The sequence below is a fragment of the Mycobacterium sp. 852002-10029_SCH5224772 genome, assembly GCF_001667315.1.
Classification (GTDB): Bacteria; Actinomycetota; Actinomycetes; order Mycobacteriales; family Mycobacteriaceae; genus Mycobacterium.
In genome coordinates, this window is sequence record NZ_LZHT01000005.1 from 133,513 (window position 1) to 155,908 (window position 22,396).

The 22,396-nt window shown below is 66.0% G+C and carries 22 protein-coding genes and 1 pseudogene; 11 read left to right on the plus strand and 12 right to left on the minus strand.

The features are described from left to right. Positions 1 to 20 precede the first annotated feature (20 nt). The gene (locus A5775_RS01215; RefSeq protein ID WP_067246339.1) at positions 21 to 929 is read right to left on the minus strand and encodes an enoyl-CoA hydratase; all 909 of its coding nucleotides are present in this window, start codon (positions 927 to 929) and stop codon (positions 21 to 23) included. A 97-nt stretch (positions 930 to 1,026) separates the two neighbouring features. Between A5775_RS01215 and A5775_RS01220 the strand changes: the two genes are divergently transcribed. The 3 genes and pseudogenes from A5775_RS01220 to A5775_RS26155 all read left to right on the plus strand — a co-directional run. Next, positions 1,027 to 2,139, plus strand: coding sequence for a dihydrodipicolinate reductase (locus A5775_RS01220; RefSeq protein ID WP_067246082.1), 1,113 nt, complete (start codon positions 1,027 to 1,029; stop codon positions 2,137 to 2,139). 44 nt (positions 2,140 to 2,183) lie between these two features. After that, positions 2,184 to 2,795, plus strand: coding sequence for a nitroreductase family protein (locus tag A5775_RS01225; RefSeq protein ID WP_067246086.1), 612 nt, complete (start codon positions 2,184 to 2,186; stop codon positions 2,793 to 2,795). Positions 2,796 to 2,919: 124 nt separating this feature from the next. Further along, positions 2,920 to 3,054: pseudogene (locus A5775_RS26155) on the plus strand (oxidoreductase); the annotation flags it as partial. 6 nt (positions 3,055 to 3,060) lie between these two features. Here the strand turns inward: A5775_RS26155 and A5775_RS01230 are convergent. Beyond that, positions 3,061 to 3,711: a TetR family transcriptional regulator gene (locus tag A5775_RS01230; protein WP_067246089.1), complete on the minus strand. Its 651-nt coding sequence runs from the start codon at positions 3,709 to 3,711 to the stop codon at positions 3,061 to 3,063. A gap of 97 nt (positions 3,712 to 3,808) precedes the next feature. Between A5775_RS01230 and A5775_RS01235 the strand changes: the two genes are divergently transcribed. From A5775_RS01235 to A5775_RS01255, 5 genes are all read left to right on the plus strand, one after another. After that, a complete protein-coding gene (locus tag A5775_RS01235) occupies positions 3,809 to 4,639 on the plus strand; it encodes a mycofactocin-coupled SDR family oxidoreductase (RefSeq protein ID WP_067246093.1) in 831 nt (276 codons plus the stop codon). Continuing rightward, positions 4,636 to 5,454: a mycofactocin-coupled SDR family oxidoreductase gene (locus A5775_RS01240; RefSeq protein WP_067246097.1), complete on the plus strand. Its 819-nt coding sequence runs from the start codon at positions 4,636 to 4,638 to the stop codon at positions 5,452 to 5,454. Before A5775_RS01235 ends, A5775_RS01240 begins: the two co-directional genes overlap by 4 nt. Before the next feature lie 21 nt (positions 5,455 to 5,475). Next, positions 5,476 to 6,264 carry a carboxymuconolactone decarboxylase family protein gene (locus tag A5775_RS01245; protein WP_067246101.1) on the plus strand — a complete coding sequence of 263 codons (789 nt, stop codon included), beginning with the start codon at positions 5,476 to 5,478 and terminating at the stop codon, positions 6,262 to 6,264. A 338-nt stretch (positions 6,265 to 6,602) separates the two neighbouring features. Continuing rightward, positions 6,603 to 6,959 carry an SgcJ/EcaC family oxidoreductase gene (locus A5775_RS01250; protein ID WP_197512286.1) on the plus strand — a complete coding sequence of 119 codons (357 nt, stop codon included), beginning with the start codon at positions 6,603 to 6,605 and terminating at the stop codon, positions 6,957 to 6,959. A 74-nt stretch (positions 6,960 to 7,033) separates the two neighbouring features. Further along, positions 7,034 to 8,230: a cytochrome P450 gene (locus A5775_RS01255; protein WP_067246106.1), complete on the plus strand. Its 1,197-nt coding sequence runs from the start codon at positions 7,034 to 7,036 to the stop codon at positions 8,228 to 8,230. Here the strand turns inward: A5775_RS01255 and A5775_RS01260 are convergent. Next, positions 8,227 to 9,246 carry an NAD(P)H nitroreductase gene (locus A5775_RS01260; RefSeq protein ID WP_067246109.1) on the minus strand — a complete coding sequence of 340 codons (1,020 nt, stop codon included), beginning with the start codon at positions 9,244 to 9,246 and terminating at the stop codon, positions 8,227 to 8,229. The genes A5775_RS01255 and A5775_RS01260 overlap by 4 nt on opposite strands. Before the next feature lie 324 nt (positions 9,247 to 9,570). On the opposite strand from A5775_RS01260, the gene A5775_RS01265 reads away from it, so the two are divergent. Both A5775_RS01265 and A5775_RS01270 read left to right on the plus strand, forming a co-directional pair. Further along, positions 9,571 to 10,980, plus strand: a complete 1,410-nt coding sequence (locus tag A5775_RS01265; protein ID WP_067246112.1) for a wax ester/triacylglycerol synthase family O-acyltransferase — start codon at positions 9,571 to 9,573, stop codon at positions 10,978 to 10,980. 83 nt (positions 10,981 to 11,063) lie between these two features. Continuing rightward, positions 11,064 to 11,396 (plus strand): cupin domain-containing protein, encoded by a 333-nt coding sequence (locus A5775_RS01270; protein ID WP_014384340.1) that lies wholly within the window; start codon positions 11,064 to 11,066, stop codon positions 11,394 to 11,396. Between the two features lie 10 nt (positions 11,397 to 11,406). Here A5775_RS01270 and A5775_RS01275 read toward each other — a convergent pair whose 3' ends face one another. The 3 genes from A5775_RS01275 to A5775_RS01285 are packed head-to-tail and all read right to left on the minus strand — an operon-like array spanning position 11,407 to position 15,798. Next, positions 11,407 to 13,998 (minus strand): multicopper oxidase domain-containing protein, encoded by a 2,592-nt coding sequence (locus A5775_RS01275; RefSeq protein WP_067246116.1) that lies wholly within the window; start codon positions 13,996 to 13,998, stop codon positions 11,407 to 11,409. Beyond that, positions 13,995 to 15,089, minus strand: a complete 1,095-nt coding sequence (locus A5775_RS01280) for a hypothetical protein (protein WP_231995087.1) — start codon at positions 15,087 to 15,089, stop codon at positions 13,995 to 13,997. The genes A5775_RS01275 and A5775_RS01280 overlap by 4 nt, the downstream gene beginning before the upstream one ends. Next, positions 15,079 to 15,798, minus strand: coding sequence for a metalloregulator ArsR/SmtB family transcription factor (locus A5775_RS01285; protein WP_067246123.1), 720 nt, complete (start codon positions 15,796 to 15,798; stop codon positions 15,079 to 15,081). The genes A5775_RS01280 and A5775_RS01285 overlap by 11 nt, the downstream gene beginning before the upstream one ends. A gap of 95 nt (positions 15,799 to 15,893) precedes the next feature. Here A5775_RS01285 and A5775_RS01290 point away from each other — a divergent pair, with 95 nt between their 5' ends. Continuing rightward, complete coding sequence (locus A5775_RS01290) at positions 15,894 to 16,661, plus strand: DUF2249 domain-containing protein (protein ID WP_067246126.1); 768 nt, start codon at positions 15,894 to 15,896, stop codon at positions 16,659 to 16,661. 96 nt (positions 16,662 to 16,757) lie between these two features. Here A5775_RS01290 and A5775_RS01295 read toward each other — a convergent pair whose 3' ends face one another. From A5775_RS01295 to A5775_RS01320, 6 genes are all read right to left on the minus strand, one after another. After that, entirely contained in the window at positions 16,758 to 16,949 is a 192-nt protein-coding gene (locus tag A5775_RS01295; protein ID WP_067246129.1) for a ferredoxin, read from the minus strand. Positions 16,950 to 16,987: 38 nt separating this feature from the next. Beyond that, the gene (locus A5775_RS01300; protein ID WP_067246134.1) at positions 16,988 to 17,461 is read right to left on the minus strand and encodes a hemerythrin domain-containing protein; all 474 of its coding nucleotides are present in this window, start codon (positions 17,459 to 17,461) and stop codon (positions 16,988 to 16,990) included. 37 nt (positions 17,462 to 17,498) lie between these two features. Next, positions 17,499 to 17,945: an OsmC family peroxiredoxin gene (locus A5775_RS01305; RefSeq protein ID WP_067246138.1), complete on the minus strand. Its 447-nt coding sequence runs from the start codon at positions 17,943 to 17,945 to the stop codon at positions 17,499 to 17,501. A gap of 93 nt (positions 17,946 to 18,038) precedes the next feature. After that, positions 18,039 to 19,160 carry a mandelate racemase/muconate lactonizing enzyme family protein gene (locus A5775_RS01310; RefSeq protein ID WP_067246141.1) on the minus strand — a complete coding sequence of 374 codons (1,122 nt, stop codon included), beginning with the start codon at positions 19,158 to 19,160 and terminating at the stop codon, positions 18,039 to 18,041. 4 nt (positions 19,161 to 19,164) lie between these two features. After that, on the minus strand, positions 19,165 to 19,491 hold the full coding sequence (locus A5775_RS01315) for a carboxymuconolactone decarboxylase family protein (RefSeq protein WP_067246144.1): 327 nt from the start codon (positions 19,489 to 19,491) through the stop codon (positions 19,165 to 19,167). A 44-nt stretch (positions 19,492 to 19,535) separates the two neighbouring features. Continuing rightward, complete coding sequence (locus A5775_RS01320; RefSeq protein ID WP_067246148.1) at positions 19,536 to 22,331, minus strand: aconitate hydratase; 2,796 nt, start codon at positions 22,329 to 22,331, stop codon at positions 19,536 to 19,538. Between the last annotated feature and the right edge of the window lie 65 nt (positions 22,332 to 22,396).

The window sequence follows — 22,396 nt, forward strand, 5'->3', positions numbered from 1 at the left end:
GGGAGTGCCAGGAGTGACTGTCACGCGTCGGCTCGCACCTGGTCTTTCACCGACGTGACGATCGGCGGAGCACTCCGCCAATTCGGAACTCCTTGCTCCTCACCGGCGGTCGCACGCTTGTCGTCACGCACCCCGACCCAATGCGAGTGGTTCAGCTGGTGCAACGTGAAGCAGGACTGCAGGGCGTTGTAGAAGCCCATGTTGTCGACGGACTGGTTGACCGATTCCTTGATGAGCAGGGCCGCCATCGTCGGTACGGTGGCGATGCGTCGGGCCAGTTCGAGCGTGCGCTCGGCGAGTTCGTCGCGCTTGAAGACCTTGCTGACCATCCCGATCCGGTAGGCCTCCTCGATCTCGATCGCGTCGCCGGTGAGCATGAGTTCCTTCGTGCGTCGCGGTCCGAACTCCCAGGGATGGCCGAAGTACTCCATGCCGCACATCCCGAGTCGGGTGCCGACCACGTCGGCGAAGCGCACCTCCTCACTGCCCACGATCAGGTCGCACGCCCAGATCAGCATCAGGCCCGCCGAGAACACGTCACCATGTACCTGAGCGATGGTGATCTTGCGAAGGTTGCGCCAGCGCAGGTTGTTCTGGAAGAAGTAGTGCCATTCCTGCAGCATGATCTTCTCGGCTCCCTCGCGGGTCCCGCCGTTGATCGCGGCGGTCGGGTGTTGGCCGGGTCCGGGCGTGAACTCGGCGCGAGCCTGCTTGGAGCCGATGTCATGGCCGGAGGAGAACATCGGGCCCTCGCCGGCGAGGATGACGACGCGGACGGTGTCATCGGCCTCGGCCCTGGCGAACGCATCATCGAGTTCGACCAGCATGCCGCGATTCTGTGCGTTGCGTTGTTCTGGACGGTTCAGGGAGATCCGCACGATCTGGCCGTCGTCAAACGACTCCCATTTCAGGAACTCGTAATCGCTCATCGCTTCCTCCACGGTTCTCTCGTTGCGGCAATGGTGTTATCAATTATCGAGAAGGTATGTTCTCACAATTGGACCGGACGATCTGGGAAAGGGCCACATGACAGTCTGCCAAGGCAAACCCCGTGTCATTCTCTGGGGCCCCGGTCAGGTCGGGGTCGGCGCGCTGCGAGCGCTGATCACGCACCCGGGCCTGGAGCTTGCCGGCGTGGTGGTGCACTCCGAAAGTAAGGACGGCAAGGACGCCGGCGAACTTTGTGGAATGCCGACGACCGGGGTCACCGCCACGCGCGATATCGGTGCCGCGCTGTCGGCGGACGCCGACGTGGTGGCCTATTTCGCGTCGGGTGACTATCGCTACCGCGAAGCTGCACAGGACATCGCGCGCTGCCTGCGCGCCGGCAAGGATGTGGTGTGTACCTCGCTGGTGCCCATGTGTTACCCGCCCGCGGCGGACAGGGAAACCGTCGAACTGCTCGAGGCGGCGTGCGCCGACGGCGGCACCAGCTTCTTCAACAGCGGCGTCGACCCCGGCTGGGCGAACGACGTGATCGCGCTGACGATGACCGGCTTCAGCAGTCGTGTCGACACCATCACCATGCTCGAAATACTCGACTACAGCCCGATCGATCAGCCCGACATCATGTTCGACTTCATGGGCTTTGGACACCCTCCCGACCATCCGATGCCGCTATTCGACCCCGAACGACTGGCCGCGCTGTGGGCACCCACCGTCCACCTGGTTGCCGACGGCGTCGGCCTTTCGCTCGACCGCGTCGAGGTATCCATCGAAAAATGGTTGGCCACCGAGCGATACGAGGTTGCGTCGGGCTGGATCGAGCCGGGGACCATGGGAGGTATGCGCTTCAAGCTAGCTGGCATCGTGGGCGGCGAGGAGCGCGTGGTGCTCGAACACGTCACTCGCATGGGCGCCGGTTCCGCACCGGATTGGCCGCGGCATCCATCACCGCACGGTGGCTACCGGGTCATCGTCGATGGCCTGCCCACCTATACCGTCGATATCGAGATGCATGGCCGCGGAAACAACATGCGCGGCCTGACCTACGCCACCGTCATGCGCGAACTCAACGCCATCCCCGCGGTGATGGCCGCGCGGACTGGCTTGCTCTCGACGCTCGACTTACCACTGGTCACCGGTCCGGTGCGTGGCGGATCCTGGCTAGGCATGCTGCCCGCGGCGGTGAAGGCGTGACCGACCGACCTGTCCCGCAGGCATCGGCGGACCTGTGGGAGGTCATGCGCACCGCGTCAACCGTGCGGCGCTATCGCGATGAACCCGTCTCCGAGGAGGCCATCGACACCTGTCTGCGCGCGGCGAGTTGGGCCCCGTCCGGCGGCAATCAGCAGCCGTGGAAGTTCGTCGTACTCAAATCGAGTAGTTTGCGCGACGTAGTCACCGCCGCGGCCCACCAGACATGGGACGTGATGACCGAGTTTTATCGGATTTCGATGCCCGAGAACGGGGCGGATGACCCCAAATCACGCGTTTTGCGAACGATGGCTGAGCACATGAGCGTTGGTGGCGCGGCGCCTGTGCTGGTGCTGTTCTGCGTGCAACCGCAGCGAGGAACAACCGAACTACAGCAGGGCGGCTCGATCTTTCCTGCGGTGCAGAACTTTCTGCTGGCTGCCCGCGCGCAAGGACTTGGCGCGGCGATCACGCTGTGGCACGGGTCCTGTGAGGACCAGCTGCGTTCCATGGTCGGAATTCCTGGCGACTGGAAGATCGCGACCTTGCTTACGGTGGGCTGGCCCAACGGCGGGCACCATCCGGTGCGGCGCAAACCGCTCAATGAGGTGGCGGCGATCGATAGTTGGGACCGCTCTTGGAATGCGACAGGGAAGTGACAGTGCGCAACCGGGTCAATCACCGGGGGTGCGTTGAAACTCGGGAACGCTTGGGTCCCATTCACGTTCTGCCAGAAGGTGTGCCGGCGATCAACCCGTCCGAATAAAGTCGGCGGTCTCTTCGCGCACGGCCAAAACGATGCGCCTCGGCAAGACAGAAGACCGGGCCGGGATCGCCGCGTTCCTGCTCTCCGACGAGGCCGAGTGGATCAACCAGCAGATGTGGTACATCGGCGGCGCCGCCCAGATGCGCCAGTGAATGACGTCACGTCTTCGCGCGGGGGCGTCCTTTTCGGGGGGATGCCGACCGCGGCTTAGTCGGCGGAATGGCGACCGCCTCGTAGCCCTGGGTGATCCAGAAGATGGCTCGCTCCAGGCTCGGCATCACGGCGGTGATCGGGATCTCGCCCGCGACGAATCGGCCGAGAAGTCCGTAAACGAGGCTGGAGATGATCGCGTCGAGGTCACCGACGAACGGCTCGTCGACGTCGGCGAGTGTCTCCATGGCCGCGGGGACCACGGCATCCAGACCCTGACGAAGCAGCTTCTGGCCGCCGGCCGACGACCGCGCCCTGAAGAAGGCTGCGAGCATCGCCGGATGTTTTTCCCACGGCTCGAACAGCACTCGGTACAGGCGCATCAGCGCGTCGTACAGGGACTCGCCGGGCTGGCGTGCTGGTCGCGTGACGCGTGAGTAGCGGTTCTCGTCCATCCACCGCTGCAAGGCCGCGAGGATCATGTCGTCTCTGTTGGGATAGTGCTTGTAGATCGTCGAGAGCGACATGCGGGCGCGCCGCGCGACCTCGCGCAGTTGCACCGCCTCATAGCCCTCTGCCTCGAGGATCTCGACGACGATGCTCAGGATTCTGTCCTCGCCCTGGCGGAACTCTGCCCGCGAGGCGTCGACGGCAGCCACGCAATCAACCCCCTTGCGATCGTAGGAGAAACCTGGTTACTGTACCGCGATAACCAGGTTACCGAGCCGCGGCCGCGGCCAGTCGAATCGAGGACTGATGAGTTCGTTGGAGGGGAAGGTCGCGTTCATCACTGGCGTGGCCCGTGGGCAGGGCCGAAGCCACGCGGTGCGCCTGGCCCGGGAAGGCGCCAGCATCATCGGTATCGACATCTGCGACGACATCCCTGCTAATCACTATCCAATGGCCTCGCGCGTGGAACTCGACGAGACCATCGCGATGGTCGAAAGCGCGGGCGGCAAGATGCTCGGTACCGTTGCCGACGTGCGTGACTTCTACCAGGTCAAGGGCGCCGTCGATGCGGGTGTGGAACAATTCGGGCGGCTTGACATCGTGTTGGCCAATGCCGGCATATCGCCAGTGGGGTTTCGGCAATTGAGCATCGAAGAAGAACTCGCGCAGTGGCGCGCGGTCACGGACGTCAATCTCGATGGCGCTTATCACGCTGCGTCGGCGGCGATCCCGCACATGATTGCCGGAAAACGAGGGGGAGCAATCGTTTTCACCAGTTCGACGGCGGGTTTGCGGGGCTTCGGTGGTTTGCAGGGCGGCGGTCTCGGTTACGCGGCGTCCAAGCACGCGATCGTCGGGCTCATGCGGACCCTCGCGAACGCGCTTGCGCCGATGAGCATCCGGGTCAACACAGTGCATCCCACCGCCGTCAACACGATGATGGCGGTCAATCCGGAGATGACCGCATTCCTCGAAAACTATCCGGGCGGCGGTCCGCACCTTCAGAATCCGATGCCGGTGGAGATGCTGGAGCCCGAAGACATCAGTAACGCCATCGCCTACCTGGTGTCCGACCAAGCCAAATACGTGACCGGGGTGACGTTCCCGGTCGACGCCGGATTCTGCAACAAGCTATGACGTCAACGACGCGACCCGGCCGCGCCGCCGGAAAACGAGTCCTGATCACCGGTGCCGGGCGCGGGATGGGCCGCAGCCATGCGATGCGCCTCGCGCAGGAGGGCGCCGACCTGGTCCTGGTCGACATCTGCGCGCCCATCGACGGGCTCGACTACGCCTTGTCAAGCGAAACCGACCTGAATGAGACGGCGCGTCTGGTCGGCGAGTACGGCGGCCGCGTCGTCACCAAGGTCGTCGACGTCCGCGACGAAGACACCATGAAATCGGCTGTGGACGAGGCGGTTCGGGAGCTGGGTGGATTAGACGCCGCGGTGGCCAACGCGGGAGTCTTGACGGTCGGGACGTGGGACACCACGACCGCCGACCAGTGGCGCCTGGTGCTCGACGTCAATCTGATCGGCGCATGGAATACCTGTCTCGCGGCGATCCCTCATTTGTTGGAACAAGGCGGGGGCAGCCTCGTCAACATCAGTTCGGCCGCGGGGATCAAGGGCACCCCGATGCACATCCCTTACACCGCCTCCAAGCACGGCATCGTGGGCATGACGTTGGCGCTCGCCAACGAGCTTGCCGCACAGAGCATCCGTGTGAACACGGTTCATCCGACCGGTGTCGCCACGGGGATGGCTCCGAGCAGCTTGCACGAGCACATCGCCAAGCGCGAAGACCTCATACCGCTCTTCCTCAATGCCCTGCCCGTTCCGCTCATCGAGGCGACCGATGTCAGCAACGCGGTCCTGTTCCTCGTCTCCGACGAATCCCGGTACGTCACCGGACTCGAGTTCAAAGTCGACGCCGGCGTAACGATCAGATAGCCGAATGCAGAAAGGTCTCGCATGACCGAATGGACCACTCGCGAAGAACGGCGGACGGTCGCACGAGCCGAATACGAGCACATCATGAGGACCGGAAGTCCTGACTCCGTCAGCGCCTACATCGAGTCCGGGGTCATCGGCTATGTGTTCGCCGAGATGTGGCGCCGCGGCGTTCTCACCCCCCGGGACCGCCGCTGGATCACCCTCACCTGTGTCGCCGAGGCAGGGGCGATCACCCCGATCGAAACCCATGTCTACGCCGCCCTACAGAGCGGGGACATCACCTACTCCGAGTACGACGAGTTCGTATTGCACTACGGCACGCAGGCGGGCTGGCCGAAGGCATCGGTCATGCAGATGTACGGCATGCTGGCGATGTTCAAAATCGCCGAGGGGCGCGGCGACGAACCGCAACCGCACGATTTTGAGCTGTGGACAGAGCCCACCGGAGGCGCAGCGCGTCGGGAACGTGGTCTCGCGGCATACGAAGAAGTGCACGGCACTCCAGCACCGGAACCCGTGACCCCGTTTCAGGGCCGGGCCCGCCTCGACTACCTTTACGGCGAAATCTGGAACAGGCAAAAATATCTCACTCGCCGTGACCGCCGCATCGTCAGCATCTGCAGCGCTGCGTCGTCGACGATCGACGAGGAAGTCACCGAGCACCTCCGCGCCGCACTCACCCTCGGGGACATGACCCGTGACGAACTCGAAGAACTGGTGGTTCACTTCGCCGTCTATCTCGGGTGGAACCTCGGGCGACGCCTAGATGACCTGCTTATCGACGTCGCCGCACATGCGGGCGCTTAGTCGCTCATAGTGATGACCGGAGCTGAGCGCCTGTCACGTCCTAATTGAGCTGTCATGCGGGTGTCAAATATGAGATGGTTTGAGGGCCAAATTGTCGCGCTCTTAGCCGCCCAACACCTGTGGCAAATAACCCGTTGCGTCGGACGGGCCAGCGGACCACCGTCGAAAGCTGTTGGAGGAGCACATTATCCATTTTCGGATCGACGCTGCGGCTGGTCGCCGAACTCAATACACGGCGTGGAGCCGCCGATCACTCACAGTGGGCCAGCGAGCCGGCTGGCGTTACATTTCAGTGTGATAGTGTAACCGCGTTGTCGCAACAGGCCGACGGGAAAATGATGACCGCTGAGGAAGTCGCGCGTGCCGAGATCGCCGCATGGAGCCGCAACGATGTCGAAGAAATCATGAGTCACTTCGCCCCAGACGCCACATTCGACATCGGCCCTTCCTGGCCACGACTATCCGGTCGCGACGCGATCCACGAGATGATGAAGGCGTTCTTCGCCGGTGGGACGTGCGTCGATCTCGAAATCCTGCATCTCGCCGTCGACGGCGACGTGGTGATGATGGAGCGCCGCGATCATTGGATCGTCGAGGGAAAGCAGATGAGCTGGCCGGTCATGGGCGCGTATCAGGTGCAAGACGAAAAGATCAAAGCCTGGCGCGAGTACTTCTACCCTCCGAACGAGTCCTAGATGCGTCACTCGCTCAAGGACACTTCCGTCCTGCCCGTTCAGCCCAACAATTCCGCAGCCCCGATGGAGTTCTGATGACCGCCCCGACCGCCCCCGCCGCATCTGATCTGTACTACGACCCGTACAACGTCGACCTCAATATGAATCCCTATCCGGTGTTCGCCCGGATTCGGGAAGAGGCGCCGCTGTACTACAACGAACAGCACGACTTCTACGCGCTGAGCCGCTACGACGACGTCAATAAGGGCGTCATCGACCACGAGACGTTCATCTCCGGGCGCGGAGCCCTGCTCGAGATCATCAAGTCCGGCATGGAAATACCGCCGGGCACACTGATTTTCGAGGATCCGCCGATCCACAACATTCACCGCAACCTGCTGTCGCGGGTGTTCACACCGCGCAAAGTGCTCGCCCTCGAGCCGCAGATTCGCGAATTCACCGCGCGGTGTCTGGATCCGCTGGTCGGGGCGGATCGGTTCGACTTCGTCAACGATCTCGGCGAGCAGATGCCGATGCGCGTCATCGGCATGCTGCTGGGTCTCCCCGAGGATCGGCAGCGGCAGATCACCGACCACGGCGAGGAGACCCTGCAAGGGAAAACGGTCGACGCAATGGCCACCGGTGAGGTGTTCGCGGAGTTCGTCGACTGGCGCGCCGAACACCCGTCCGACGACATCATGACCGACCTGCTCAACGCCGAGTTCGAGGACGAGAACGGCACCGTGCGCAAGCTGCGCCGCGACGAGCTATTGATGTATCTGACGGTCATCGCCACGGCCGGGTCGGAGACCACCACTCGCCTGATCGGCTGGGCCGGTAAGACACTGGCCGACTATCCGGATCAGCGCCGCGATCTGGTGGAGAACCCGGGATTGATTCCCCAGGCGATCGAGGAGATCCTGCGCTGGGAGCCGCCCGCGCTACAGATGGCCCGCTACGTCACCCGCGATGTCGAGTACTACGGCCAGACCGTGCCAGAGGGCTCGGCGATGTTGATGCTCGTCGGCGCCGCCAATCGCGACCACCGCCGGTTCGCGCCCGACGGCGACGTGTTCGACATCCACCGGGAACAACGCTCGCACATGACATTTGGCGCGGGTACGCATTTCTGCATGGGCAATGCGCTGGCCCGGTTGGAGGGCCGGATCGCGCTCGAGGAGATCCTCAAGCGCTTCCCGGCGTGGGAGGTCGACTGGGCCAACGCGGTGCCGTCGGAGACCGCCGCGGTCCGCGGCTGGGCAGCCATGCCCACGTTTGTTTCCCGTTCCTAGAGACGAGGCGACCACTGCACGACATCGGCGAGCGCGCGCCGCGGCGTCGCCGGCAACGGGGCCGCGCCCTCCGGTGCCCAACCCAGGCGCAGCAGCATCTGCGGATACCCCTGGGCGCGCCACACGTTATCGCGAAGGGCCGCACGCGTTTCCGGGATTTCCAAAGGTTCGGTGACCGGACAGGTGGCCAGTCCCATCGCCGTCGCCGTCAGCAGCAGTGCGCTGGTCGCCTCGCCGGCTCGCAGCTGAGCCAGGCGGTCGTCGGTTCGGCTGCCGAGCATCAGGATAACGGCATTGTCCTCGGTGGGTGAGGTGCCCGGCGGCTGCGCCAGGCCCGGCCCGGCGAAGATGCGGCCGGGTACTGGTGCGCCACAATCGTGTTCGGGGATGTTGCGGGCGGGCACGCCGGCCCGGGACCCGTACCGGCCGCTCCACCTTGCGAGTTCGACCAGGTAGTCGCGGTTGGTCGCGTGGGCCATTGCGGCTCGCTTGACGATCTCATGCAGCTTTTCCGTGGCGTCGACCTTGCGCAGCGCCACCCCCATGCGAGCGGCCGCAGCGGCCATCGAGGCGATGTCCCGCGCCGCGACCGGGCGTGCGCTGTAGTTCCGCCGATCGGTTCGCCGCTGCGGGATTGCCGTCGCCAGGAGGATGTCGGTGCGATCGGGGGTGTATGGGGACACCTCGATGGCGGCGAGGTGGCTGGGGTTGGCCGGATCGGGTAGGCGGCGCACGTGGGCGCGCCAGCCCATTGCCGCCAGAGCGACGACGCAATGATGAAGTGCTGCACCGCAACTCAGGAGCATGTCGCGGCCGTCCGGGTCGGTACTCGGTAACCGCATGCCCGGATCGGTGTAGAGGTGCAGGCTGGTGCGATCCACGCGCCACCGCCACGGCTGCGTGTTGTCGATTGAGGGTGCCCGGGTTGCCAACGTGAGGACGGCGTCGACGACCTGCGCATCGGGGAAGGGCCGGGCGTTCTCGGCAGTGGCCTTCGCTTTCACTGTGTCCAACACGACTGCCTCCGATCTCCGGTGACCGAGCCCCTACTTGCGCAAAAGTCTATATAAATGAATACTATCCTCTAAATAGGCACACCTGCAACCGCGAAAGGCGCTTGGGGCGGATGGCCACCAGGGCGGCAAGACTCGCTGAGACTCGCGGCACTGGGGGTTATCGGCGGCGCCGACACGCCTTTGGGTCGGCGATAGCGCCGCTGCCGTCGTCCATTTGGGTGCATGAGCGCCTGGGCTTGGGGACTTTTGGCCCTGCTGTCGACGGTTCCGCACGACGGATAATGGTGTTACGAACAGTTGCATATAAGTTGGGAGGTGGCGGCCATGGACCAATTGACCACCCTTGATGCCGGTTTTCTCAAGGCGGAAGACGCCGATCGGCACGTGAGTTTGGCGATCGGCGGTCTGGCCGTCATCGAGGGTCCGATCCCGGACCGGGACGAGTTGATGACGACCCTCGCGCTGCGGATCCGCGCATGCCCCCGATTCGGGCAGCGCCTGCGCACGCGCCCGTTCGACCTCGGTGCGCCCGAATGGGTGGACGATCCAAACTTTGATCTCGGTCGTCATGTACGGCACATCGCGCTGCCGCGGCCCGGGGACGACCGAGAGCTGTTCCAGCTTGCGGCCGACGTGATCTCCCGGCGCCTGGACCGGGATCGCCCGCTGTGGGAAATCTGGATCATCGAAGGGCTCAGCGACAACCGGTGGGCGATGCTCACCAAGATCCACCACTGCATGGCCGACGGAATTGCCGCCACCCACATGCTCGCCGGCCTGTGCGATGATGGCATCGGCGAGAGCTTCGCAAGTCATATCCGTGCCACCAAAGAACCTGAAGCGCAAGGAGTCTCACGCAGCCGACCGGGACTCAATCCATTGAACATGCTGGGCGGCCTGTGGACTGCGTCGACGGCCATCACGGCGACCGCTGCCCGCACAGCGCTGGGCGCCGCGGAAATCGCCGTCGGCTTGCTGCGGCCCACGACGACGTCGCTCAACGGGCCGATCACCACGTTGCGCCGGTACGGCGTCGCGCGCGTGCCACTCGCCGACATCGCGCAGGTATGCCAGACCTTCGATGTCACCATCAATGACGTTGCGCTGGCAGCGATCACGGAGAGCTACCGCAACATCCTCGTTCAGCGGGGGGAAGCACCGCTACCGGATGCGCTTCGCGCGCTGGTGCCGGTGTCGATGCGGTCCGTCGACGCGTTGGACAAAACCGACAACCGGGTGTCGGTGATGCTGCCGTACCTACCGGTCGACGAGGAGCACCCGATCGAGCGGCTGCGGACAGTCCACTCCCGCTTGGACCGCACGAAGTCTCACGGTCAGCGCCAGGCGGGCCACGCCTTCGTGTCGTTGGCCAATCGCATTCCATTTCCCCTGACCGCGTGGGCGGTCCGGTTGTTGACCCAGTTGCCGCAGCGCGGCGTCACCACGCTGGCAACGAATGTTCCGGGGCCTCGTCAGCCGTTGCAGCTCATGGGGCAGCGGGTGCTCAGCGTGTTCCCGGTCCCGCCGATTGCGATGCAATTGCGAACCGGAGTGGCCATGTTGAGCTATGCCGAGGACCTGTTCTTCGGCGTCCTCGCCGACTACGAGGCCGTGGCCGACATCGATGCACTGGGCCGCGGAATCGAGCTGGCGGTGGCCCACCTGGTGGCGATCAGCAAGCAGCGCAAACGAATACATGGTCGCCGAGGGCTGACGCTCGTTGCCAACAGTTAACAAGACGCGCGTTGACTGGTTGGTCGCCGCCGGTGCGCTGTGGCCGTGTGCCTATGCTGTGTGACGAGAAAGGAGCCTGACCGATGGACAAGATCTCGCTCACAGCTCTCGCGCGCGAGCAGCTGGCGGCCGCGCACCGGGCCGCCAGCGGCCGCAGCGCGCATACGGTGTACGGCGGTCATCAACACACTTTGCGGCAAACCATGGTCGCCCTGACCGCCGGATCGGCACTTTCCGACCACGACAGCCCCGGCGAAGCCACGTTGCAGGTATTGCACGGGCGCGTCCGCCTGACGTCACCCGAGACCAGCTGGGACGGGGCCCCGGGCGATCACCTGGTGATCCCACCGACCCGCCACGGGCTACAGGCCGTCGAAGACTCCGTCGTCCTGCTCACCGTCGCCAAACACGTTTAGAGGTCGCCGATTACCGCCCGGCGACCTCGATGATGCCGTGAGCGCCGCGTTCGGCGTCGACCATCGCGTGTGACACGAACGGGTATCGGCCCGGCTCGCCGAAGGTCAATTCGACGAATCCGCCTTGTGCCGCAAACAATCCGAGTGTCTGCGCGCCGCCGGTGCCCGGGCCTCGCCTTCCGCCCAGCCGGTAGTCGCCCTCGGACCACGCGGTGTCGAACTGCCCCCCGACGACGTGGAACGACGTGCCTCGGTTCGGTCCCGCGGCGAGCACCCAGATGCGAACACGCTCGCCCACCCGGGCGGTCAGTGGCGCATGGTCGTATTGGCGCGCGTAGCCGTTGAACACCACCAAATCCGGCTTGTCGGTGGCGACCTTGTCGGCGTCGGCCTCGCCGCCGGGTGCGCCGAGGTACATCTCCGACTGCACGATCACGTATTCACGGTCGACGCGCGGCAGGTCCGGCGGGTCGATGATCACCGCGCCGAACATGCCGTTGGCGATGTGCAGTGACATCGGCATTGTCGAGCAGTGGTACAGCCAGATTCCCGCCCGGGTCGCGGTGAACCGATACACCAGGCGCTGGCCGGGTTGGATGGTCCGCATCGGTTCGTCGGGCGCGAGCGCCCCGGCGTGAAAGTCGATCGAATGACCAGAGTTGCCGTCGTTGACGAGGGTGACCTCGAAGACGTCGCCGACCTTGCCGCGCAACGTGGGGCCGGGCGCGCTGCCACCGAATGTCCAGAGCCGCTGGGTGATTCCGGGCGAGACCTCCCGCTGGATCTCGGTCACGGGCAGCGTCACGCGATGCTGAGCCGTGGCCGGGAGCAGCGCGGCGTCGCGCGGGGCAAATCCCGGGCCCGGGTCGGCGCCTAGGCTGCGGGCGATGTCGCCGGGAGGGATCGCCGCGTCGGCCGCCGGCCCGTGGTGACCCGGATGCACCGAATGCGTTGTGGGCATTGGCGCGCCGGTCACCCGGACGGAAAAAGTCATGCCCATTTGCCGGTGTCCGGCAACGGCGCACCAGCCGTCGAGGCTGGAGCCGATCACCCCGGCATCGAGGACCGTCGATTCGCCCGGCGCGATCCGTCCGGTACGGGTGCCGTTGGACAGCACCAGATCGTGTTGGTCGGTACCGGTATTGGCAAGGGTGATCTGCAGCCGGTCCCCGGCGGGAACGTCGATCGTGTCCGGCAAGAAGCGCATGCCCTCGATGCGCACAGACGCCACGGTGGTGTGCCCGGTGGCGGCCACAGCCACCCGAGGCGAGGTGCCCATCCCGAGCGACGCGGGGTCGGCCGCCACGCCGGCCGCGGTCGCCAGCACGACGACCCCGAGCCCGGCGGCGGCGACGCCCAGGCGGTGTCGGGGCGGTGGCCCTTGCGGTTGGACTGGGGCCGTGGACTTTTCGCGATCCCGGTGTGCCCGCCACACCGCCCGAACCAGCAGCGGCAGGAAGGCGGCGTATGACACCAGCACCAGAATCGATGCCGCGACCCGCACCAGGCTCGGAGCCGGAAGAACGCAGAGCAACAACCCGGCGTTGGCGACGGTGAGCCGCCACGGAGCCCCCCGCTCCAGCTCGGCTCCGGCCGCCAGCGTCGCCGCCCGTCCGCCCATCACGACGGGTGCCAGGTAGGTCAGTGACCCGAGCAGCACCTGAACCAGGAAGCCGGCCAGCACCGGCGCGGTGAGTTCGCCGGCCGCCGCGACATCCGCGGGCCACGTCGGCGAGGCTGCCAGCGTGACGGCGGCGAAGGCCAGCGACCCGATCAGCCAGGCCACGCCCGCCAATACCGACAGGGTCGCAAAGTCGTTGGGCCGCTTGCGGCGGATCTCGTCGAGGTGCGGCCGCAGCACGATCCCGGCGGCACCGAGGTACCCGAGCGCGCCCAGCCCGGTGATCGGCGGTGACCCGACCACCGCACCGACGGCGATCACGGCCAGGGCGATTAACAGCGCCGGCAGGCCGCGGCGGGCGGCCACCTCGACCCCGTTGGCCATCCGGGTGCGCAGCATCGTCGGCCACAGCGTGACCAGCGTGCCTAGGACCGTGAGCCCGACCCAGCCGAAGAGATTCACCGCCGCGTGCGCGATGACGAACCGCTCGTGGAGGCGGCCCGGCAGAGCCGAATTCGCCATCGCCACACCAAGTCCCGCGCCAACCGCCAGGCACCCCGTCGCGGCTACGTAGTAGCGCACGGTGACGCCGAAGCGGGCGGGCAGTGCGGTACGCATCTGCTGCAGGAGCGTCGCCCCATGCGCCAGGGCGACGACGGCGACCACGACTCCGCCCGCCAGAACCACCGGCCACCAGCGTCCCAACATGCCGGCGACCACCGCGACGGCACCGGCGTTAAAGCCCGCGATGCGCAACACTTCTGCCGTCCGCGCGGGATCCGGCGGCCGGCGCAGCAACGCGTCGGCGAAATGCCGGCTCCAGATCAGGATCGCGTTGCCGGCCGCGCCGAGCGCCAGCAGATGGACCAACAGCCAATCGGACAGCGGAATGAACCGATGCGCGACCGCCACCACGACGAGCGCGGCCAGCCAGGCGAATACGACCGCCCCGACGCGCAGGTGCCATCCCGAGCGATTCATGCCGGCACCCGTCTGGCTGCGCGCAGGGCCGAACTGAGCGCGACGGCAATGAATCCGAGGACGGCCACGATGTTGAGGACGCCGCCCGCTTGCAACGCCCAGTGGAAACCGCGTGCGTCACCGACTCCCAGCCGCAGCAGCAGCGACACATGCAACACCGCGGCCGGGCCATACATCAGCGGGGTATAGGGCAGCGGGCGACGCAGCACGGCCGGCAGAATCACGGGCGCGTGCGCCATGATCATCGACAGCACAAAGCCCAGCATCACCGCGTGCACTACCGCGTCATAGCCTGCGCCGGAAGGGATCTGGCCGACCAGCAACCATGTCGAGGCCGGCACCAGCAGCCATCCGTAGCCGGCGAGCAGGCATACCGCCATGTATCTGGGCAGCCCCGTCGCCCGCACCGTGCTGCGGGCGACGTCGAACCGGCTCAGCCACGCCACCGCCGCCAGCAGCGCCGCGCCGAGCAGCGGATAGCCGAACGCCGGCCATAACAGCGCGGCGACGGTGGCCGCGACGATCGCCGCCGCGATCGCGGTGAGCAGCACCTCTGCCCGGGTGCCGAGCATCGGGTCGACGCGGGCGAGTTCGAGGCGTTCCCCGACGATCGTGAGGATCAAAAATCCCGACAGCCAGGGCAAAAGATCGGGAACCGGTACGCCGCCCAGCCACAACAGTGCCGCGCCGGTCGCCAGAACCGCGCCGCCGACCTGCACCAGAACCGACACGTCGGCGGCCCGCCGCCAAAGCGGCACGTACACCGCAATCAAGAGCGCCGATCCGGCGAGCAACAACACGCCGCCGAGGTTTCGGGGCGCCCGGGTGACCAGCAGCACCGCGCCGGCGCCGAGGAACATCGGGCTCAGGTAGGCCCACCAGTGCTGCGCTGCCACGGCCCGCTCCAGCGCGATCACCGTTCCGACGAACCCGAGCACCAGCAGGATGCCGTGCACCTCGGTCAGCCGGGTGGTTTCGATCGGTGCGGGCAGGCCGAGCAGCATCAGCGCCGCGTCAAGTCCGGCCAACAGCGCGAACCCGCCGGGCACCAACAGCAGCGCCCGGGGCGGGATGGCCCGGTCAGTCATCATGCCGCACAACGGGATCGGGCAGAAATAGCCGACAGGCGCCGGGTTCGGCGAACGGGATCAGACCGAGGCCCGGTACGCCGGCGGCACCGAGCCGCTCGAGCATTCCCTCGACGATGCCGAGGTGGACCTGACACACGATGGTCGGATAGCGACGGGCCGCATTCAGCAGGGGGCAGCGGCGCAGCGCGATGCCGCCGGTACCTCCGTGCGCGCCCGGCGCATTGGGGTCCTCATCCGGCGCAAAGCCGAGGCGGGCCAGCGCGTCGAGCACGGACTGTCGCGGATCATCGCCGGACTGGCTGCACTCGTCGATGAGTTCGCGTCCCCACTCGACGCCTGCGGCGCGCGCGTCGCGCTCCGGGTGGGCGCTGGTGCGAGCCAGCTGTCCGGCCAGCGCGGTCGCCAAACCCGCGTAGTCACGCATCGCTACCGCGGGGTCGGCGGCTGAGGCCCGATACGACGTGGCGGGACGCCCGCGTCCGGGTGTCCGGGCGAGGGAACGCTCGACGAGCCCAAGCTCGACGACCGCGTCGAGATGTTCGCGAACGGTGTTCGCGTGCAAGTCAAGAGCCGCGGCGGCGTCCGCGACCCGGACGGGGGAGTGCGCGCGCACGTACTCGAGCACCCGCAGTCGCTGCCCGGACAGCGCCACCGGCGCCTCCAGCACTGGCGTCGGTCGGGGGCCGAGAACTATTGACTCTTTTTTCACGGAATTTACTGTAGTAAATTATTGGGCGATGCACATAGGGCAGTGAGTCACATTCGCTCAGCGGAGCGATCGGGCTCAACGGAAAGGAACCAAACATGCCAGCCAACGATGTGATCGTGGCGTCCACAGCGGCCGATGCCGCGGCGGTCGAAGCCATCACCAGCCACAACGCGCAGCTCGCGGGGCAGCTCGCGGTGCTGACCGATGCGATGGTGTCGGCGCTCGAGCGCGGTGCGGACTTCGAGCCGGCGCGATCCACGGCCCTGGCATTCCTGGCCGGTCAGGTGCTGCCCATCGCCGCCGCCAAAGAGGAGCGACTGTACTCGGCCGCCACCCGCACCCAACGCGCGCGGCCCCTGATCGAATCGATGATCGCGGCGCACCGCATCATCGGCTCCCTCGTCGACGGCATCCGTACGGAACCGCCGGTGCGCGCGGCCGGTTCCGCCCACGCCCTGCGGGTGCTGTTCGACGGACACCTGGTCGACGAGAACGAGCGGATCCTGCCGATCGTCGCCGCCGACCCGGATGTCTCCCTGATGGAGGTGACCGAGGGCATCAACGAACTCCTCGGTCATGCCCCCTCCGCCAACGGCGACGAGCATTCACACAGCTGCGGTTGCGGCGAGACCGATGTCGACGATCCAGTGCTCGACGTCCGCGAGGTGCCGCACTCGATCCGGCACGCCACCGTGTTCGGTGCGTTCGATGCCGTTCCGCCCGGCGGCGCCCTGGTGCTGGTGGCGCCCCACGACCCGATCCCATTGCTGCACCAACTCAACGACCGCGCCTCGGGGCGGCTTGAGGTCTACTACGAGCAGCGCGGGCCGGAGGCGTGGCGGTTACGGCTGATCAAGGGGTGAGTGGCGACACGTTCGAAGGGCAGCCCGAATCCCTGTGGCTACCAAGGTAATTCGTAAGACTGCAGGCTTGACGAGTCAGGCCACGCCTCGTGGCTTCTAGTCTTCGCGCGATAGCGCTGCGCGAGGGCACGCGGCGATGGCCTGCTCGGCGAGTGCTTCCTGGTCGGCGGGGATAGGGTCGGTTTTGACCACGGCGTACTCGTCGTCGTCGAGCTCGAACACCTCGGGTGCGATGTTCACACAGAAGGCATTGCCCTCACAGCGATCACGGTCCACTACCACGCGCATTGAGAATCCTCCTTCGGTACTTCAGCGGGCTGAAAGCCTCACGCATTGGCCTGCTGGCACACCCATCCCTCGGGAGTGCGTCCGGTCTCGATGAACCGGTTCAGCTCCGCGCTCGTGTGCGGCGGCAGGTCGGTGTCGGCGTTCGGATAGATGACCGGCTCTTCTTTGGAGTTGTGCTGGTGAAGCTGGTCGAGCAGCTGCGTGCACGTATCCCTCAGCCGCTGACTGTCGTTCCCGTCAGCGAGCAGCTCGGCCAACTCGCCCATGGTGTGCCACAGCTGGCCGTGCTCACGCATCATCACGAAGATCGGCATCACGATCCCGGCCTCGCGCAGCGGCGGGAACAGGAAGACCTCTTCGAGGTAGATGTGCCGGCGCAGCGCCTCCAGCGTGTCGGTCATTAGTTCGCGCTGCACGCTGCCACAGTCGAGCTTTTCGATGAAAGCCTCTATCGCATCATCGATTTCGCGGTGTTCTCGCGTCAGCTCGGCAGATAATGTCAAGCTGGTCATTCGTGCCTCCTCTGCGTCAGCCCGCGGGACTGGCGGGTTAGGTCTCGTCGAGCTTGGCGTCGACACTGATCGTGGCGCCGGCGAACAATCGCGATACCGGGCACAGCGCGGCGGCCTGATCGACCACGGCGGCAAAGGATTCGGCGTCCAGCCCCGCAACGCTTGCCGTGACTTTCAACTGCGATGTGGTGATGGTCGGCACGCCATCGACCGCGTCCAGGGTCACGGCGGCCGTGACGTCGAGTCGCTGTGGCGGCGTGTTGTTCTCACCCAGCTTCAAGGCCAACGCCATCGAGAAGCACGACGAGTGCGCCGCCGCGGCCAGTTCTTCCGGGCTGGTCTTGCCGCCGGGCTGCTCGGTGCGCGAGACCCAGGTCAGCGGCAGGCCATCCAGGGCTCCACTGCTGCCCTGCGACAGCGTGCCTTCGCCGGATGCCAGCGGGCCTTCCCATGTGGTCCGCGCGGCCCGTTCTGCGATGCTCATATTGTCGACCTCTTTCTCCTGTTGCCTGGTATTTATACAAGTCCAACTTGTGTAAACTCTAGACCGTTCCCTCGTGTGTTGGCCAGAGCGTCGTCATGGCGTTGTGTGCCGACGGTAAGCGCTGATGACGTCGGGATCCGGGTCCATTCCCAGGCCCGGTCCCTGCGGAACCGAAATCCAGCCGACTTTCGGGCTCAGGGCATCGCCGTAGACGGACGCTTCCAGCTCGAACCAGCGGCACTCGATCATGGAGTCGACGTTGCCCAGCGCAGCGGTCGCATGCAGCGCCGCGAGCAACCCGGGACCGTCGTAGAAGGAGTGCGTCATCACCGGGATGTTGTGGACGGCCGCAAGGGGAAAGACTTTGCACAACTCGGTGATCCCGCCCATCTTGGCGGGGCTTGGCTGAACAAAGTCCACCGCGCCCGCGGCGAGCATTCGCTCGAATTCCAGCAGGGTGGAAGCGTTCTCGCCGGATGAGATCGGGATGCCGGTGGTCCGTCGCAGTTCGGCGAGTCCGTCGAAATTCTCCGGCGGCCACAGTGGCTCCTCGAGAAATTTGAGCCGAAGCGCCCCGAGTTCTTCAGCGACTGCGCCGGCTTCGGTCAAGGTCCAGGGACAGCCGGCGTCCACGATGAGCTCGACGTCGGGGCCGGCTTCCTCGCGGGCCGCGCGTATTGCCGACATGCCCGCCTCGTGCAGCTTGATCACGTGAAAGCCGGCGTCGATTGCGTTGCGAACCGCGATGCGGACCAGCGTGGGATCGGAATAGCAGGCCAGGCTCGCGTAGCACGGCATGGTGGCCACGCCGCCACCGAGGAGCTGACAGACGGGAGCGTCGGCGAGCTTGCCGGCGATGTCCCACAGGGCGATGTCGACCGCCGAGAGCCCGTAGGTCAACGGACCGCCGCGCCCGAATACGTGCAGCTTCTTTTGCACCTCCAGCATCAGGGGACCGATCCGGGTGGCGTCCTGGCCGATGCACAGCGGGGTGATCAGTTGGTCGACAGCGAGTTTGGCCGAATCGACGGCGCGAAAACCGAAGGCCTCCCCCCAGCCGTCCACTCCGTCGCGGGTCGTCACTTTGACGAGCAGCGAGTCTGCCGCGGTCAGCGGGTCGCCCCACAGGGAGGCCCCGGGCGTGCTGTCCCCCTTGAGCGGGATACGCAGTGGAATCGTCTCGACCTTGGCGACGACTGCGGGGCGGTCAGGCATATGGCTATTTGGCGAGTGCCTCGAGGGCCAGGGTGGAGTGGGCGTAGGCGCCGCCGGCGCGCATTTCGGCGGCCACCCAGATGGCCTCCATGATCTCCTCGTCACTGGCGCCTTTGCGGTGGGCGAGCTTGGTGTGGCCCTGAATGCAGTAGGGGCACTGGGTGGTGTGTGCCACCGCGACGGCAATGAGTTGCTTGGTCTTCTCCGGGAGCGCGCCCTCGGCGAACACCGCGCGGGAAAACGCCTCGAACGCCTCGTGGGTGTGCGGAGCGAGTTCTTTGCGACGGTTGTAGATGTCCTGGGTGGCCTGCGGGTACATGGCGTCTGCCATGAGCGTCTCCTTATCGAATTATGTTGTCCGGCACGCGGTTTGGGTTACGTTTTGCCGAGCAGGTTTCGCAGCACATACTGCATGATGCCGCCGTGCCGGTAGTAGTCGGCTTCGCCGGGGGTGTCGATGCGTACCTTGGCGTCGAACTCGATGTCGCCGGCCTTGACGTGAACGCTGTCGGGTAGTTCGTCGTTGAATGCGCTCACCCCGGTGATGTCGAAGGCTTCCTCACCGGTGAGGCCCAATGAGTCGGCATCTTGTCCGTCCGGGAACTGCAGCGGCAACACGCCCATACCGATCAGGTTGGAGCGGTGGATGCGCTCATAGGACACCGCCAGCACCGCGCGCACCCCCAGCAGCAGGGTGCCCTTGGCCGCCCAGTCCCGCGAGGAGCCCGAGCCGTATTCCTTGCCGGCCAGGATGACCAGGGGAGTGCCGGCGGCGATGTAGTTCACCGAGGCGTCGTAGATGGTGGCCACCGGGCCGTCGGATTGGGTGAAGTCGCGGGTGAAACCACCTTCGGTGCCCGGTGCGAGCTCGTTGCGCAACCTGATGTTGGCGAAAGTGCCCCGGATCATCACCTCGTGATTGCCGCGCCGTGATCCGTAGGAGTTGAAGTCCTTGCGCTCAATTCCGTGCTCGGACAGGTATTTTCCGGCCGGTGAGTCGAACCGGATCGATCCGGCTGGACTGATGTGGTCGGTCGTGACCGAGTCGCCCAGCTTGGCCAGTACCCGCGCTCCGGTGATGTCGCCGACCGGCTGGGGGTCCGGGGTCATACCGTCGAAATAGGGTGGCTGACGCACGTAGGTGGAGTCGGCGTCCCATTGGAAGGTGTCGCTGTCGGGGACCGGCAGGGATCGCCAGTTCTCGTCGCCGGTGAACACATCCGCGTAGCTCTCCGCGAACATCTCGGCCTGCACGTTGTCGTTGACGACGGCGTCGACCTCTTCGGCCGAGGGCCAGAGGTCACGCAGATACACCGGTTCGCCGTCGCTGCCGTTGCCGATCGGATCGAGCAGCAGGTTGGTGTGCAGGGTGCCGGCCAGTGCGTAGGCCACCACCAGGGGCGGGGACGCCAGGAAGTTCATCCGGGTCTCCGGGTGGATGCGGCCCTCGAAGTTGCGGTTGCCCGACAGCACCGAGCAGACCGTCAGGTCGTTGTCGACGACGGCCGTGCTCACTTCGGGGATCAGCGGCCCGGAGTTGCCGATGCAGGTGGTGCAGCCATAGCCGACCAGGTTGAAACCGAGCTTGTCCAGATACGGTGTCAGGCCGGCCCGGTCGTAGTAGTCGGTGACCACCCGCGAGCCCGGCGCCAGCGAGGTCTTCACCCACGGTTTGCGGGTGAGCCCCTTTTCCACCGCCTTCTTGGCCAGCAGCGCCGCGCCCACCATCACCGAGGGGTTGGAGGTGTTGGTGCACGACGTGATCGCCGCGATCACCACGTGCCCGTTGTCGACTTCGGTGCGGGTACCGTCCGCGAGCTCGACGTCCACATGTGTCGACGGCCATTCGCCAACGACGCAGTCGTCGTTCGGCGTGCGCGGTTTGCCTTCAGGGCTGCTGGTGCTGCCGAACGCGATCGGGTCACTGGCGGGGAACGAGTCCGCCGACGCCTCATCGAGAGCCGACAGCGCCTCTTCGGTCGTCTCCGCGCCCCCCAGCAGCGCACAGACGGCGTGGGGCGCCAGCCGCAGCGGGATGCGGTCCTGCGGGCGTTTCGGCCCGGCGATTGACGGCTCGACGCTGCCCAGGGCCAGCTCGAGGGTCTGGGAGTACGTCGGCTCGTGGTCGGGGTCGTGCCACATGCCCTGTTCTTTGGTGTAGGCCTCCACCAGCTTGATCTGATGTTCGGAGCGGCCGGTGAGCCGCAGGTAGTCCAGCGTGACGTCGTCGACGGGGAAGATCGCGCAGGTCGCGCCGTACTCCGGGCTCATGTTGCCGATCGTCGCCCGATTGGCCAGCGGCACGTTGGCCACCCCGGGACCGAAGAACTCGACGAACTTGCCCACCACACCGGTGCGGCGCAGCAGCTCGGCCACGGTCAACACCAGGTCGGTGGCCGTGGTACCGGCCGGCAGTTCGCCGCTGAGCTTGAGGCCGACGACCGGCGGAACCAGCATGCTCATCGGCTGGCCGAGCATGGCCGCCTCAGCCTCGATACCGCCCACGCCCCAGCCCAATACCCCCAGCCCATTGACCATCGGGGTGTGCGAGTCGGTGCCGACCAGCGTGTCGGGGTAGGCCAGCGGCCCGTCCGGACTGTCGCGGGTGAACACCACGCGGGCGAGATACTCCAGGTTGACCTGGTGACAGATGCCGGTATCCGGGGGCACCACGGAGAAATCATCGAACGCCTGCTGCGCCCAGCGCAGCAACTGGTAGCGCTCGGCGTTGCGCTCGAACTCCAGCTCCGCGTTGATCTTGAACGCGTCCGCGCGCCCGAAGACATCGGCGATCACCGAGTGGTCGATCACCAACTCGGTCGGGCACAGCGGGTTGATCCTCTTGGTGTCACCGCCCAACGCGGTGATGGCGTCGCGCATCGCGACCAGGTCGACCACACACGGCACCCCGGTGAAGTCCTGCATCAAGACACGGGCGGGGGTGTAGGCGATCTCCCGGCCGTGTTCGGCGGCCGGGTCCCAGTCCGCCATCGCCTGGACCTGCTCGGCGGTCACCAGGTGGCCGTCTTCGTTGCGCAGCAGATCTTCCAGCAGAACCTTTAGGCTGTACGGCAGCCGGGCCGAACCGTCGATTCGATCAAGGCGGTGGATGAGGTACGTCTGCTCGTCGACCGTGAGCCGGTCCAGGGTTCCAAAGCTGTTCGATGCCATCGCATTCACCTCACCGGTTGTAGGCGACCCTTCCACCACCGTAGTCATAGAAGCGGATCGAAGGG